Annotated in this window: 17 protein-coding genes; 4 read left to right on the forward strand and 13 right to left on the reverse strand. The window is 40.0% G+C overall.

The genetic code is table 11. From position 1 onward, the window contains the following. Both RM049_RS32970 and RM049_RS32975 read left to right on the forward strand, forming a co-directional pair. On the forward strand, window positions 1–836 hold an 836-nt coding region (locus tag RM049_RS32970), incomplete at its 5' end, for a ParM/StbA family protein (protein WP_322707177.1). 2 nt (window positions 837–838) lie between these two features. After that, entirely contained in the window at window positions 839–1,129 is a 291-nt protein-coding gene (locus RM049_RS32975; protein ID WP_322707178.1) for a hypothetical protein, read from the forward strand. Between the two features lie 228 nt (window positions 1,130–1,357). On the opposite strand, the gene RM049_RS32980 is transcribed toward RM049_RS32975, so the two are convergent. Together RM049_RS32980 and ssb are read right to left on the reverse strand one after the other, a co-directional pair. Further along, window positions 1,358–1,777: a hypothetical protein gene (locus RM049_RS32980; protein ID WP_029631539.1), complete on the reverse strand. Its 420-nt coding sequence runs from the start codon at window positions 1,775–1,777 to the stop codon at window positions 1,358–1,360. A 73-nt stretch (window positions 1,778–1,850) separates the two neighbouring features. Beyond that, window positions 1,851–2,234 (reverse strand): single-stranded DNA-binding protein, encoded by a 384-nt coding sequence (gene ssb / locus RM049_RS32985; protein ID WP_029631537.1) that lies wholly within the window; start codon window positions 2,232–2,234, stop codon window positions 1,851–1,853. 237 nt (window positions 2,235–2,471) lie between these two features. Here ssb and RM049_RS32990 point away from each other — a divergent pair, with 237 nt between their 5' ends. Next, window positions 2,472–3,650 carry a hypothetical protein gene (locus RM049_RS32990; protein WP_322707179.1) on the forward strand — a complete coding sequence of 393 codons (1,179 nt, stop codon included), beginning with the start codon at window positions 2,472–2,474 and terminating at the stop codon, window positions 3,648–3,650. An 8-nt stretch (window positions 3,651–3,658) separates the two neighbouring features. Then, window positions 3,659–4,390: a hypothetical protein gene (locus RM049_RS32995; RefSeq protein ID WP_322707180.1), complete on the forward strand. Its 732-nt coding sequence runs from the start codon at window positions 3,659–3,661 to the stop codon at window positions 4,388–4,390. Here the strand turns inward: RM049_RS32995 and RM049_RS33000 are convergent, their stop codons facing one another. The 11 genes from RM049_RS33000 to RM049_RS33050 form a co-directional block, all read right to left on the reverse strand. Beyond that, on the reverse strand, window positions 4,391–5,065 hold the full coding sequence (locus RM049_RS33000; protein ID WP_322707181.1) for a hypothetical protein: 675 nt from the start codon (window positions 5,063–5,065) through the stop codon (window positions 4,391–4,393). 78 nt (window positions 5,066–5,143) lie between these two features. Next, window positions 5,144–5,464, reverse strand: a complete 321-nt coding sequence (locus RM049_RS33005; protein WP_322707182.1) for a hypothetical protein — start codon at window positions 5,462–5,464, stop codon at window positions 5,144–5,146. A 66-nt stretch (window positions 5,465–5,530) separates the two neighbouring features. Then, window positions 5,531–6,019 (reverse strand): AAA family ATPase, encoded by a 489-nt coding sequence (locus tag RM049_RS33010; RefSeq protein ID WP_322707183.1) that lies wholly within the window; start codon window positions 6,017–6,019, stop codon window positions 5,531–5,533. Then, a complete protein-coding gene (gene holA / locus RM049_RS33015; protein WP_322707184.1) occupies window positions 6,016–6,975 on the reverse strand; it encodes a DNA polymerase III subunit delta in 960 nt (319 codons plus the stop codon). Before holA ends, RM049_RS33010 begins: the two co-directional genes overlap by 4 nt. Before the next feature lie 138 nt (window positions 6,976–7,113). After that, window positions 7,114–7,902 carry a hypothetical protein gene (locus RM049_RS33020; RefSeq protein WP_322707185.1) on the reverse strand — a complete coding sequence of 263 codons (789 nt, stop codon included), beginning with the start codon at window positions 7,900–7,902 and terminating at the stop codon, window positions 7,114–7,116. Between the two features lie 269 nt (window positions 7,903–8,171). Next, entirely contained in the window at window positions 8,172–9,989 is a 1,818-nt protein-coding gene (locus RM049_RS33025; protein WP_322707186.1) for a 3'-5' exonuclease, read from the reverse strand. 11 nt (window positions 9,990–10,000) lie between these two features. Next, window positions 10,001–10,921, reverse strand: coding sequence for a hypothetical protein (locus RM049_RS33030; RefSeq protein WP_322707187.1), 921 nt, complete (start codon window positions 10,919–10,921; stop codon window positions 10,001–10,003). Between the two features lie 247 nt (window positions 10,922–11,168). Beyond that, window positions 11,169–12,530, reverse strand: a complete 1,362-nt coding sequence (gene dnaX, locus RM049_RS33035) for a DNA polymerase III subunit gamma/tau (protein ID WP_322707188.1) — start codon at window positions 12,528–12,530, stop codon at window positions 11,169–11,171. 66 nt (window positions 12,531–12,596) lie between these two features. Then, window positions 12,597–13,973 (reverse strand): DNA polymerase III subunit beta, encoded by a 1,377-nt coding sequence (gene dnaN / locus RM049_RS33040; protein WP_322707189.1) that lies wholly within the window; start codon window positions 13,971–13,973, stop codon window positions 12,597–12,599. Window positions 13,974–14,053: 80 nt separating this feature from the next. After that, on the reverse strand, window positions 14,054–15,037 hold the full coding sequence (locus RM049_RS33045; RefSeq protein ID WP_322707190.1) for a DUF5895 domain-containing protein: 984 nt from the start codon (window positions 15,035–15,037) through the stop codon (window positions 14,054–14,056). Between the two features lie 131 nt (window positions 15,038–15,168). Continuing rightward, window positions 15,169–15,516 carry a hypothetical protein gene (locus RM049_RS33050; protein WP_322707191.1) on the reverse strand — a complete coding sequence of 116 codons (348 nt, stop codon included), beginning with the start codon at window positions 15,514–15,516 and terminating at the stop codon, window positions 15,169–15,171. Window position 15,517: the final 1 nt, after the last annotated feature.

Consider the following 15,517-nt stretch of genomic DNA (forward strand, 5'->3'; position numbering starts at 1 on the left):
CGTCCAGATTTAACAGAGAGGGGCGAGAGATAATACTCTCCCTCGACTCTACCGAGTCAGCTTACCGTACAGGGAATTATTTTGACCGAAATACAGACAATAATGAAAATAAAGTCAACAACGCATTATTGACTTTGTTCGGTGCATTGGCACATCTGCCACACCGTAAGGCTTGGCATTTAAAATTAGTCGTCAGCTTACATGATGTTGCTCTGGCATCCCAATTACAAAAAGTACTAAATGGAGAATATCAGCCAATACTTGCTGGCAAGCAATCAGACGTAAAAGTAGAAGTCATCAAAGTTGTGCTAGAAGGGATGGGTGCATTATTCGGGCATCCACTACCGAAAAAGCTAACGATTTTAGACTTTGGCAATGGTACGACCCTGTATTCTCGTTACAACCGGGGTCAGCGAGAAGTTCACACCGCCTACCCCATAGGTGTAGAAGTTCTCATCGATGATATTTCCCAAAAAATGAAACATTTAAATGGCGGAAAAATCGGAGATCCATCCAAAATCCGATTTTGTTTGGAAATGGGGCATACCCGATACAGCCGTGACATCGATATCAAAGACATATACAGTGCGTGTTTGAAAGATTGGTATGAAAAATACTTGAAGAAAACAGTAAATTTGACACTTGATGCCAAGCACCAAGGGGATGAAATCTGGGCGATAGGTGGAGGTTGCCTGTTACCAGGATTTAGGAAACTGTTAGAGAAGAACGGGTTTAAAATCCTGGACAATCCAGTAGAAGCGAATGTCTTTGGGCTTTTAGAGATGGCAAAAACTATCAGTAGCAAGAATCCAACAAGCACATCTGGGAAACTATAGCAATGGCAGATAAACAAGATTTAGCACCGGAAAAAGTTCGCCTCAAAGATAATTACCGAGAGCGCATATTTGCAGAATCGCAACAACTAGGTAAAAGTTACTTGGAGACGCTTTACTTTATAGTTGATTGCTATTTTGTTTTCATCAAGGCTGGATTACCTGCACAACCAGTAGCTTTTACGCCGATTACTACTGAGGAGAACAAACTTCCTTCAAGGACTCCAACTCCAATTACAGACGAGCAAGAAGAGGATTCTGAAGGGGAAACATTTAGCCTTGATTTTGATTTGTAACTGTTCAGATGAAGCTGGCAATGGTAATTCCCAACCCGTGGGGTAATGATGTCAAAAAAGTTTTAAATTTAGCTCTTGTGTAAGTATTTTAGGATTTATGTACTATAAGATGAGTTGATGTCAGCGACTTTACCAAACACTAGATTTTTATTCTGGATTTCTATAAAAAAATAATGCCAGTACTAACAAGTAACCCTGTATGTACTAGCATTATTTAGTTAATTGGGTCTAGAACGGAGGTTCTTGATCTAGGTCTTCATCTGTCGAAGTAACGTTATCTTCGAGTAGTTCTTTGGCAAAATCGGGAGTTTCAGGCGAGTGAGGGGTTTTACTAACCTGGGTGAGTTCGTTGATGGGTTGTGCTGACATAAAGTTTCTGATTACGAATGTGGCAATCTTTTCTTTGTAATCACCCCTGTTATCAACTAGCAAATCGAGATATCCTTCTGCTGTGCCGTGTACGCCTTCCCCTTGTTCGTTAATAACGACGGCGGGTGCGCCCTTGGAACGGAATGGCATCTCGTCAGCAACTACTCCTTCCTTTGAACGGTAGTAGAATTCGGCGATCCCAAAGGCAATCAAGGAACCTTCTTTGTCGTGGGTTGTGTTCACTGACTTAAGATTGATAGTTGCAGTATTATGAATCATGTTCGTTTTATTTGTAGATTGATTAGATGGTTTATCGCCTACGATTTATAGTGCATAGGCGATTTGTAATTTCCTAGAAATTTGCGTTAGCTACAGTCTGTGTTTCGTTTGGTGCAGAAGTAGATGTAGATTCTTCCTTACGGGGTGAACCTAACAATTCAATAGCGTTGATTGTAATTACGGGTTTTTGCCGCATAGTGCCAGAATTTTTATCTGCCCAACGATCAAATCCAAACTCGCCAGTAATTGCAATTTGGGTTCCTTTACGAACGTAATTTCCAATCACTTCTGCTTGATTTCCCCAGGCGACTAAATCAAACCAGAGGGCTTGTTCACTCCTGTAGGGTGGTCTGACCGCAATAGAGATTGAAGCCTTAACTGCACCGGACTCGAAGTATTTCAGTTCAGGTTCTTGTCCGCATCTGCCAACCAGCATGACTTTGTTGATATAGTTCATAACGCGAGTATTTATATATTTCTCTTATTACTGCGTCAGCATTAGTTCTTTCAGGATTTATTATTTTGACGAGTTGTTTTATTTCAATCACATTCTTTTTTATTCATACTTATAAGTTATTTTTTGTCCTTGTTTATCGTAAAATTGTGGTTTTTACTAGGGAACGACAAGTTACCCTGTGCTATGGTGGTATCGCAATTAATGTGGTCTGTATCTAAAAATTATGAGTAATGACTTATGCCTGAATATCTTCTCTTGAAGCGAGTAAGTATTTGTAAGCTGATGCTTTTGGCTTTGATGTGGATACAGTCGGATGAGGATAGCCAAAACCATCTGACTTCTGACTACTCATCTTCTTTGCGGGTAGAAAATCTTACCTGGTTAGGAGAAACATCTGTTGGAGAAGATGTAGAGCATTTTTGCGATGTTTCCAATACAACTAGGATAGGCGTTTGGGGAGAAATCCTAGAACTGAAATTAGTAGATTTAATTGCTGATTTACCGACTTGTTTGCACGATGCGTCATGGTTTGCCCTACTGGCAATTACAATGATGCTAGTGGATAAGGAACTAGACCGAGTATGCGTGCATCCACAAGATGAGTATTTTGCCCGGACTATCGCGCTTGAAATTTTAGCAGATTTGGGTGATTCTTACTTAGCCAAAGGTCATCCTTATTTAGAATTTCCTCTATCGTTAGAAGATGCTAAGTCGTTACTGCCAGTTAATAGAAAGCAAGAGCTAGAAATCGAGTTAGATAAATTTATTATTGATACTTATGAAGACGATTTTGATGATCAATCTCCAGACTTTAATGAGTTTTCACCCATCTATTTACAAGAGATTTTAAAAGAGTTTTTTATTGAATCTGATTGGCAGGCTGATATCAATCAAGAGGCTGTTGCCCAACTCCAACAGAAGTACGGTTCGCAGTATTCAGAAGGTGCGTTTTCTCCTGAAACTGAGGGACAGGAACGTTGGGGGAAAACGCTTGTTTTTCTCAAACAGTTTATAGGTCTGGATTCCAGTTTTATCGAAAGCCAGAGCGATTTATTCCTTGATGATGAATCTCAGGTGGCTGATTTACCTGATTACTTCTGTATCGAGTCTCATTTAGAACGTTGGCAAGACCGAACAGTTGTTTTATCACGGTTGGTTCATACTTTGGTTTATTTCATGCTGGTAGGACAAAATTATCATCCCAGTCATTTGGAAGATTTGATGGCTATTCCAGCTTCTTCACGGGCGATATCCAGCTTACAAGCTTGTTTAGGTGTAGCTGCTTACAGAAGTGGTTATTACATGGCTGCTTCAAATATTCCTGAATCAGAAGTTGGGTGCAACTGGCTTTTAGAAAAAGTTTTCCCTAGTCTGCGTGATTTTTATCAAACAGGTCGTTTGAATGGAAAACAATAATTAATATTGTGCTGTTGGTTAATAAAGACAAATTTATATTTATGAAAAAATATTTATTTATAGGATTGTTACTCTTACTCGTTGGATGTTCATCTTCAGAAAAAGAAGATAAAGTCTCGGCTATAGAATCAAATCCTTCACCTACGCCTTCATTATCCTCAGCTAATGTTAATAATGCTACGCCGTCGCTAAATCTAGAAGTGTTGCCTGATTTATCAAATAAAGAGAAGCTTGGAGAAGTTAATGCAGAGAACGACTTAATTGACTTGTTTTATTTTGATGGTAATGGTGTGAAAGTGAGTTTAACTATAGCAGCTGATAAAGGTTGTTTTGTCTACGTGCGGCGCAGTACTCCAAACCGAATTGGTGAAGTTGAAATTGAGTCACTACAGCGTGAGAAGTTAGGTCTGTGGCGTTCGTATAACACTCAGCGACTTCTAACTCAAGCTGCTGGCAATAAACTAAAGATTTATTCATCAAGTGAGGAACTTTCTTCTACTTATGAAAATCCTGCAATATCGCAAGAAATGCTTGTGGCAGTAAAGGAATTGAAAGAGCGTGAAAAATCGTTTAAATTACTTTTACGTCAGGATTTGAGGGCGAGTGATTCAGCAAGACGAATTTATATCAATCAGTGTCAGAAATTAGGTAATTTTTATTATAAAGAAGAACTACCTCCTCTCACAGAGAAGGAGAGGAAGGACTTTGGGAAGAGTGTTGAAAAAAGTACTAACAATTAGTTATGAGAACAGTGACAATTGCTCCATCTTAGTATTACTTTCAGTTGAAGTTGCTGTAACAGGGTGTTTGTTCTTATTTGACGACTTTTTACCCCATCCTTCTTTCGCCGCGTGTTTGACTACACGGGAGCGGATATCAGCAGCCAGCGTTTCATAATCAGAGCGGATTTTGTCATACTGAATTGGGGTTGTACCAATTTTCTCCCACAGTTTATCGTATTTGAAATTCTCAAAAGGTCTGTGCCTTACCAGGGCATCATAACTTGCCCAGAGGTAAACATCTGTCCATTCGGATGATAGCGGCACTTCAAAAGCAATTGGCATCATAAGTGCAACAACTTCACTACTAGAGGCAAGTTTACCTACTTTTCCCTTGTCTATCTCTTCTAGCGCTGCATCTAATCTATCGACTGCGATCGCTTTTCCTACCCAGGACGGAATTGACTGTTGCCAGCCGTTCTGCTGAGTCACAATTGGCCCGACGATGTATTGAACAATTTCATGACTTGCTCCTGCTAGATCAAGTAGACTGGCTGTTACAACTTTGTTAATCCCTTGGCTGGTTAGTAACTGAAGTATCTTTCTAGTGCTAGGAGTAAGAATTTCGCTAGCTTTTTGGCTTTTGCTGTTACGGATGGTTTCTTCGACATCGAATAAGCTTTGCTGCTGGTTCATATTCTTTATGTGTAAATAAATACTGCCAGCTAGAAATAGTTCTAACTGGCAGTGCTTTTTGATAATGGGTGTGTTTTGCTATGGCAGAAGTAGGTTATCCCAAACGCTTCTAGGAGTAACGTGATGCAGCAATTGCTTCCTTGCTTGAGTAAATTTAGCTAGCAATTGAGTGTTTTTTAATTTCTGCCACCAGTCGTGTTGCAGGTAGGTAAGCAGCCATAATTGTGTCTCGTGATTCCAGCTTGAGATGGAGTTACTCAAACTGAGTGCGTTGAGAATATCGTCAGGAGGCACTTCCAGTTGACTTGTGATTTCTTTTGAGATGGAAGCTAACATTGTGATGTTGGCGATCGCTTGACCAGGACTACCCGAACTGATACTTAGTATTTTTTTTGTCACCTCGATTTGTTGGTCTTTCAGAACAGAAATAACCTCCTCATCAGTTAACCTTTGGAAAGGTATGATTTAACACCTACTCTTCATAGTAGGTAATAACTTTTGAGGATAGGATGATATCAGAATAAACGTTCCAGTTTTGGGTTCTTCCAGCGTCTTGAGAAGTTTGTTAGCGGCAGTAGGGTTGAGCATATCTGCTTCGTGGATAATGACCACCTTTTGCTTGGCCTTGACTGCACTGGTTGATAGAAATTCAATTACCTCGCGCACCTGTTCTACTCGAATAGCAGGTATACCTTTCTGCTGGGAGGTGTTTTCGGGATGGGTTGGTTTGATTTGTAAGATGTCTAGATGGTTATTTTCTCCTGCGATCGCGGAGCGACTCCCTCTTGAGAGTATCGCATTTGCGATCGCCAGAGCAGTTTTTCCTTTCCCCACTCCCTCAACTTGACTGCTAAATAGGTATGCAGGAGCAATTTTATTCTGTTCGATTGCTTCAGTCAAGAGAAGTTTGGCGGTATGCTGTCCGGTGATTTCTGTAAATGGGTTGTTTTTCATATCGTAGAAATTTCAGCAATTCGACTGGTTAGGTTATCAACTCCGCTTTTGAGTTCGGCTTCGAGTTGTACAAGTAAAGTAAGGCTGTCTTTAAGCTTTTGAACGCCTACAAACTTGACTTCCTCTTTGAGGTAATACAATCTTTTGGGGTTTTTCAGTTCGGCTATTTCTGCAATCTTTGGATCAGATAATTTAGTTTCTACCCCAGCTTTGGTTATTAACCAAGTGCGGAAAATAGAGGTAAGTGTTGCTACTATTTTGAGCGGGTGTTCATTATTATCTAGTAGTTTAGATACCTGCACTATTGCTAAACTTGGATGGTTTCTTAACATAGCAATAGTAAGCTTTAGGTAGTCAGTATTCTGATTGCCAACGAGATATTTTACTTCGTCAACAGAGATTATTTGTTCGCTTGCATAAACAGCAAGTTTAGCGAATTCGCTATCGGCTCGTGCAGCATTATTGCCAATTGCTTCAGCTAGGTAATCAGTGACATCTGGAGTGAGTTTAACTTGATGGATGGCTGCATAATTTCCTATCAAGTTAACTATCCCCTTTTTATCCCAACTAGGAACGAGGGGAAACTCTTCTTGTTGGGCATATTTTAGGATAGTTTTTACTACTGTTCTGCGCGAATCTGGCTTTTTATTACCAGTAATTAGTAGAATGTTGCTTGAAGGTATTCGGGAAAGGTGATTTTCAAGTTCTTGGTTATTATCTTCATTTGATAAACTTCCAATTAGAGAGTCGCTGTCTGTATGAATAATTTTGTTACCCTCTCCAAAGGGCAAAGTCATAACCTCGGTAAAGACTTTGGCAGCAATATTTTTTTCATTTACAGATAGCTTGACGTAATTGAAAGCTCTCCATTCCGCAGGAACATTTTGATTCACTAAATAATCAATTTTTTGATTTAGTGAATAGCTATCTTCGCCGTAGTATAGGTATACAGTCATGATAGATTAGATAAACATTTATTTATCAGGCGTTAGTCGTAAGCGGTGGTTTAAAAAAATAAGAGTTAGTATTAACTCTTTCCATATATTTAGTATTTGTTATACAGCCGCTAGCAAAATATAGCGATCAACAAATACTTACACTTCATTTTGTACTGACTGTATTGACTTCTGATTTGAGAGTTTCTCGACAGAGTTTTCTACTGGTTGAGTACCCAAATATTTCCGCCAATAATCCAACTGTTGGAGATACTCTATTACTCCACTAGAACCAGTTACCTCATATAGCGCAATAGCTGTTTCCCACTCCTTTAAGCTAGCTTTTTTCTTGGAAAGAATTTTGACTATAGCTCCTGGAAGTTTAGTCTCTTTACCAGTATCTAGATTTAGGTGTAATACCCTTTCTAGTAATAGTTCTTGTTCTGATAAAGGAACACCACCATCTTCGATATTCATAGTATGAAGTTGGGCACTAATTCCTGATAGAGGAAGAGTATGCTGAATTAATTTTTTAACTTTCTTGGTTTTAGTATTTCTCCTTTTTAGTTTAACGATAACTGGGTTGTTTGGTTCTGTAACTTCGTAACACTGGGGAAGTTCTAGAGAGAGTTGACCTGTTAAGTGCCATGATGCACTTCGTTTTTGTGGCGGGGTGATCCGGTACGAGAACTCGGCTGTTTTTCTCGCATCGCCAAATTTCCTTAGTTTGACCCGCATTTTGTAGCTGATAATTCCTTGAATGTAGGTTTTTGGGTCTAATATTATTGGATTTGTATTTTCCCACCATTCAATTTCAACAACGCGATCGCCATCTAATTCATAGATAGTTCTAACTCTGGCATTAGGATGAGATGCAAGGAATGAGTTCACCCAAGCCCTTTGTTTTTTATTAAGCCTGGGCTTGCGATATGAGGATTTATTTTTCATTATTTACCTTTCAAATTTAAGAATTATTTCTCCATTAGTCCATCAACAAATTGAATAAAATAATCAGTTGATTAATTTTGGTGTATTTGCTAATCTTGTTTTTACGACATCTTTTTGCTTTATGTGAACGCATCAAAATTACTTTCTACAAAGCCTGATTTACCTGTAAACGTTTTTCATGATTTACAAATTATTGAAAATTATTCAAATGGGAAAAGACTTGATATTTATTATTTTCAGTGCTTAGGTTAAATATCAAGTTTATTCATCTAGAAAAGAGATAACTGACGTTTATTACCTTCTAGTATTTCAGGAGCGGCTATTTTGAGGATTTCTTCCCGCCTTTTTTCGATAATGTCAAGATAGTATTGACGTGAATAGCTCTCATTCGTGCTGGTATTAGTAATACCTCTGATTCCGTAATAGTAAATTACTACATCACCAGGCTTTCCTAATTTAAGAAGTTCTTTTTCGCCAACACGAATTTTGCGAGTAATGCAGAGTTTTTCTATCGGGTATTTTCCTGATAAAATCTGTGATTTTACTTCTCTGAAATATTCCTCTGCCGTAGATTGGTTTTGGATTAAGTAGGTTAGATATTCAACAGGGAATTCTTTCTCTAGCCTTGAGCGAGAACGGTTTCTCCAACTACCTTTGCGGATAATCCAGTTATCTTGCAGCCATAACAGATAGTTCTTAGTTCCCCTTTGCGGAATAAACATTGCATTGGCAATAAACTCTAATTTGACGGTTATCCCTTTGGGTAATTGAGACTGAAGTGTGGCATACACTTTTTCTGGGTTGGGGTGAGTAAAGAACACGCCATCAGTATCAACTTCTACAGGGGTTGCACCAGCTTGATTGATTACCTCAATCATGAATTGTAGGATGCGCCGACCGTAAGCTGTTACTAAAGCGGCTGCTTCCATATCGTTGAAGGCGAGTTCCGATGTTCCGAAGAACCCAAACTGAGAATTAGCTAAAACTTTGGTGGATTCTCTTTTTTCCTTGGCAACAATGTCTCCGGTGCTGGCAACTTGTTCCAACCTTGATTTCTCATTTACCAAATATTGCAAGATGCTCAAGCCGATTCGCTTTGTATCCTTACGAGAGACAATTCCTTTCGACAATATGGTTCTGGGGTACATAGAACTGATATCGATGTATCCAACCTTTTTATATAGTCCTGGAATAGAGTAGGCTATCCCCCCCTGAAATTTATACTTACGGTCGGGTTTGGGTTTGTATCCTGGGTAGTGATGCGAGAATATTTGCTTCCACTTGGTGCCGTTACCAGCGAGGGCTAATTGCTGGAGGTTCATTCCCGGTACAACCAGTGCTTCATAGTGGTATGAGGGTACAAGTCTGTTAGCTATGAGTTGCGTATCTTCCAAGTCGAAAATAAGGTAATCTTTGATTTTCTGCCATCCCCTACTACCAGAACCGGCTTTCCAGCAGGCGAGAATTTCTTCATAGGGTAGAACCAGTCGCGCCTGCTTACGCAATCCCATTTCCAGTACCGCCTGTTTAAGCGATCGCCCGTTAGTAAGTTCCTTGGCGAGAAAATCCCACCTGAGAACGCAGATAAAGATATCTACGTGCAGGCAGTTGCGGATGAATACCTCCCGAATTTCCAGTGGTTCGCCGCGTACTTGGGCAGTTCGGATAGTACGCTTCTTAAATGCAATTCTAAATGGATGAGAAATGCCATGTAACTCGCAGCGGGTGATGAGAAATGGTAGGTCAAATTCTGTTCCATTGTAGGTGTAAATTACTTCTGGTTTGCTTGCTTCTAGGTGTTTGAAAAACTCCAGGAGGATTTTGCTTTCGGCTTGATCCATAAAGATGGCAATCTCCCCTATCTCCCTCATACAGCCAATTGCATAGATCCGATTTTCTCTTGGGTTTATCCCTGCCGTTTCAATATCGACTACCAGAGTTTTGAGCGCCCCGTAGGTCGGAATATTTACTGTGGGATGCCACTCAGGTATTGGGGTAGTATCTGACCAGAATATGTCCAGTCTTTCCTCATCAACGATAATCTTATTACCAGATTTGGTAATAAAATCTCGGTGGTTATAATTCATAATATCCAAAATTAATTACTCTTTTTTGGCATGAATCCTTGTGGTTTAGTTGGTGGTTTTTTGGGCGATAAAAATACCTCAAAAATCATGTCTAGATTATTAGGAAGTGCGAATATTGAAAGCGGCTGCGTATGTGGTTCTTTTTCTTCTAATAGTGCGGTCATAATCCTGTACCAGGGTACTGCTGCTAATATTGATGTTGTTGCTGTAAGCAGCCATACTGGAAATTCGCGTACTTTTAATTGGTTGTAAGTGTTTTTAAGCTTTGAATTGTATTCCAGCCATGCAAATGCTACTAATTCTTTAAGAAGGTCTTGTCTACCATTGCTGTATATATATTTGCACGCTTCATCTACACACCGCTCATGAGTTTGTTTGTAAGCAATTGTTATTTCTAACATTTGGATTTTTTCTGCTTCTGGTACTTTCCATTCGTTAATTGAGTCATTGCTGTATAAATTTTTGGCACAGCTAGAGGCAACCGCTAAAATACAGTCAAGGTTTTTTCTAAGTCTGTCAATCTCTAGCAGGCAGTCGTTAAAATGCGCTATTCCATTACTGCATTGAACTGAACTTCCCTTGATCTGTTCTGATAGCTGTCTGGTGGCGAATAGTCCATCGATAGTAAGTGTGCCATTAATGGCTATATCTAAAATTTCGAGAAAACGTTTTTTAAATAGTGCAAGGGTTTGTTTACGATCTAAGGTTTTAGGATGGAAATAGATAACTCCGCTAATTTCTGATTTATCAGGACATCCATTTCCTACGCCTGGAAAATGCCTCCAGTAAGGTGGCATTTTTTCACCTTTGGCAAGGCATAATTCGCCAAAACATTTGGAGCATCGCGGTAATTCGTCAATATACGTGTCGAAATCTGCGATCGCTGCTGGTAATTCAAGTCCTGTACGAAGGCTAATTGCTGCAACTGGCATAATTTTAATCAGATACTTCCAGAATGCCAGTTGTTAAATTTTGTTGTGGTATTACTTGATATCTTAAGTTTTTGCTTCCCAGTCAGCGCAGTTTTTATTAATATTGAGGCTTACTGCACAAGGTAGATATTTCTGTAGATGCACGTCTATTATATTTAATGTAATTTTTGAATAAGCCTAAAAAAATCTTTCCCCAAAGTTTTTATTGGGGAAAGTAAGTGTTTCTACAAAGTGACGAACATTTGAATTAGGCAGTTTGTAATTGAGACTTCATCTGAAGCTCTTGTACCAGTTGTACCCATGCAGGTGCTTTTTTACCTTTAATGGGAGTAACATTGTTCCAATGCCTTTCGAGTTCAGATTGGGATAAATGTGGGAGTTGTTCCTTACCCCAATTGATAGCATCTTGGATTGTTTTCCAATTAGTCCAAGGTTGTTTTTCTTCTTTGATATTACTTAACTCAATGAGTGTCGCTTCCAACCAAAGTTTAGCTGATTCCGAGTCACGCATTAACTGTTGTCTTGACATTAACAGGGCAATACTTGCCTGAACCTGGGTTAGTTCCCACATCTGAGAAATAGTAACGAGTTCCTGCCAAGTGTCTTCCTCCAGTTGAGTAATTTGTCTATTATCAGGAGCAGTTTTAGCCACTAGCAAGTCTTTGAGAAACCCAGTTAAACTTGAGTATATGACGAATGGGTTTTTACCATACTCAATTAAGTCTTGGAGGATTTGTAAGTTAGCTGTTATTTCCCCTTTAGCCAGGTTTTCGGTTATGGTAAGTAGGTCGTGTTCGGGAACGACACCTGATAATTCCCAAACCCAGTTTGGTGTGATTTCATCTACTCCCAGGTTGCTCAATTGATCGAGCAATACAAGACAGTTGCGAATAAAACCTCCACAAGACTTGACGATCGCCCAAATACCAGGTGCGTTAATGTTGATGTTTTCATTCTGGGCAACTTCTGATAAATACTGAACAAGTGTTTCTAGTCCTACTCTCCTAAAATCAAACTTTTGACAGCGCGAGATGATAGTTTCAGGAACCTTGTGTATTTCAGTTGTGCAGAAGATGAAAACTACATGACGGGGTGGATTTTCAATAGTCTTAAGTAGTGCCTGCCACGATTGACTGCTTAGGGCATGACATTCATCAATAATGAAAATTTTGTACCTTCCCTCAACTGGTGCAAACTGGGTAGTGGAAATTAACTCGCGGATTGTTTCTACCCCGCTATTGCTGGCAGCATCTAACTCAGTTACATCCAGGGAAGAAGAGGCTGTAATTCCCTTGCATGAATTGCATTCTCCGCAGGGCTTGGTTGTCGGCTCTTGGGTTGACTGACAGTTGAGGGATTTAGCCATGATGCGGGCGGTGCTAGTCTTCCCCGTGCCTTTGGGGCCGTTAAATAGGTAGGCGGGTGCAATCCTCTGGAGTGCGATCGCCGTCCCTTGCGCGTCTCCTTTAGGAGAAGGCGGGCATTGTGCGATCGCGGAGTGACTCCCAGGAGGCAGTATCGCATTTATGAGAGTGCGGACGATATGTTCCTGCCCGATAACTTCATTAAGGGTCTGGGGACGGTACTTGAGATGTAGTGGTTGGTACATAGTTTTGATGATAAACGGATGTTTTATTTACTTCCTACCAGTGTGGTTGGTAGGAAGTTTAATTTTTTAGGCAGTCGCCGCTTCTTTTTTCGTTCGTGGCGATCGTGAGATTGACTTACCTTTGGTAGTATCTTTCGCTACCACAGATGGCGTTTCTATTTGAGGAGTTTCACTATCGTCTGTTGCCTGTGGCACATTTGTTACTTCTTCAGTGCCAGACTCAGTTTGAGTGCTAACTTCTGTTACTTCTTCAGTACCAGGCTCAGTTTGAGTGCTGACTTTTGCCTTTGTACTTTGGCTATTTACCTTTCCAAACCCCTGCTTGATTTCTACAGGCATTACCAGATACAACTGATTGAGCAGTCCTCCCATTGGGCAGACAATGACTGGTTGCGTGGGTTTGTTGCACCGCACCACGATTTCATCAGTACTGATATGCTTTAATCCTTCGATAAGGTAGTCGATGTTTAATCCAATACTGATGTTTTCTGAATTACTAGTTACTGATTTCATCAGTACCGAGTCAACTGCATCCCCAATATCAATAGCTTCGGTGTATAGTGTTGCCTGTGTAGCTTCCAATTCCCAGAGGATTTTGGCAACCTTTTGCTTGCGTTCGGCTAGATAACTTACCCGCTTCAGCGCGCTCTCAAATCCCTTGCGCTCTAATGTAAATTCATACTCAAACGAGCGGGGAATCAAGCTATTGATTTTGGGATATTCTCCCTCCAGAAGCCGGGAAATGAGCTTTGTATTAGGAAGGCTAAACTCGATAGTTCTATCTGATAGAAGAATATTGCACACGCTCGTATCTGCGCTTTGAGAGAGAATTTTGTTTAACTCGCCAAGTGACTTACCTGGAACAGTGAAGTTGATTGGGTCAGAATATTCGCTATCAAGTGTTCCTGTTACTAGCGCTAATTTGTGACTATTTGTACTAGCAGCTTGCCACTTGTTGGTATCAATTTTGAAGTTGACACCAGTTAAAACCAACTTTGTTTCGTCGCTGCTGGCGCAATAGAGTGTCCCTTCAAGTGCGGCTTGGAGTTTCTTGGCACTTAAGTTTATCTCTGTTGGATTTTCCCCCTTGGGAAGTGTTGGGAACTCGTCAGATTTTCCCCCAATTAGTCGGCACTTACCGCTATTGTGAGTAATTATGCAGGCTTGGTTTTCTACTTCTAGAGTAATTTCGCCTTTAACATTACTAACAGTATCAGTTAGTAGTTTGGCAGGAAGTGCTACCTGACCTGAAATTTCGACATTAGCGGTGGTTGTAGTATGAATTGTGAGGTTAAGGTTTGTACCTGTTGCTGATACTATCCCGTCTTCATCTGCAATCAGTAAGATATTTCCTAAAATTGGGTCAGTGGGTTTAGGACTGATTGCGAGGTAAGCGGTTTCTAGAATTTCTGCGAGTTTAGATTGTTCAATGGTTAGTTTCATTTGTTACTTAGTTTTTAGTGGATAATTTCTTAACGGGCGCTATTTCTAGCACCCTTTTTGCTTAGATGAGGTAGTTTGTTTTAGTAAGGCAGTTGTTCCATCTCAGTACTGTATGCTGTATAATCATGACCTTCTGTACTAGGAGGAAGTGCTGCTATTGGCATATCGGCTGCACCTATGAGACGGTTATGTTCTGCTACAACAGTTGATGTTTTACCGATGCGGTGAGAGAATTCGGGATTTGCCTGCATCGTTGTTTGGATATCGATTTCTTTGGACTCTGAGAAGAATTCGAGAAAATCGCTGCCATCGGGGTTTGGTGATTTGTAGGAAGTGACAACTGCTACCCAAGATTTATCTCTTTGGTTAACTGCTTCTTTCGGTTCAAGGGATGGTGTGAAGGTGGGTTGAAATGCACCAAGGCGATGAAACTCTGCACGTTTTTCAGCGACAGTTGTATCAGTAAATCGGGCGAATGCAACCTCTAGTTCGCGTTGGAACTGTTTGTAAGCCTCGCCAAATTTTGATGATGCAACGCCTTTGATTGATAAGACAATTGGTACTGAATGCAGGTTGTTATTATTTTCATCGACAAGTTGCAACAAGTAGAATCGTCTCAATACTGCGGCATCTTTGCCTAGTGCTTGGTACATTTCGTACCCATCAGGTGATTCGTACACCCCCACAATTTTGCCATCATCGCGCTGTTCAATATATCTGGGAGAAACATCAAGAATGTGCATTCTGGGCGATTGCAACAACACTCCCATTTCTGGCGTACCACTGGAGAAGGTGTGCTTGTGTGTTGGTTCTTGTCCTTGCCAGTTAATTGCTGCTAAATACTTATCTTTTATAAACAACCCAACTTTTTCTGCTTCCATGTGGTTGATGACTTGGCAGATGCAGATGTTGCTAATCGGCGCATTGTACTCAGGGTTGGCAAATTTAGAAATAGCTGATTTACGCTTTTGTATGTTTGCCCCATTCTGAACGGTTTGTTGAGGGGGTTCCGACTCTGAGACTGTGCTTTCTTCAGTAGTAGGCTTTGTTTGATTTCTTGCCATAATTTTAATTAATTGAAATCAATCTTTAATGCGTCAAGCAAAAAGCCGTTGTAAAAAATAAAAGTCGTCTGTTATAAAGACGACTTGAAAGATTTATTAATTTTTCGCTATTTAGATACAGTTTTCATCATTTAAACTTTTGAATCTTTAATCGAGAAAACCTCGCAATCACTTGTGGAAGTAAACCCTCTCGTAGTGCTGTTCTCAATGCACTCTTTCTTTAATTCGGTAAAATTGTTCATGTAAGTGTCTTCCTGAATAATTCCAGCTTTGGTGTTTAAAAGTGTCTGATATATTTGCTGAAGATTGATGATGATTTGTCTAAGAACAGATGTATTTTCATCTGTGAAAGTCAGTGACACAGATGTTGTGCTTGAATTGTGTATTGCAACTGTTTGTTCTTCAGGTGCGCCATAAGTTGTTATGTGACTATTTTTACCAGGAATAAATCTGTAGGAAGCAATAGTTTCAATTGCCATA

This window comes from Nostoc sp. DedQUE04, assembly GCF_034530995.1.
Lineage (GTDB): Bacteria > Cyanobacteriota > Cyanobacteriia > Cyanobacteriales > Nostocaceae > Nostoc.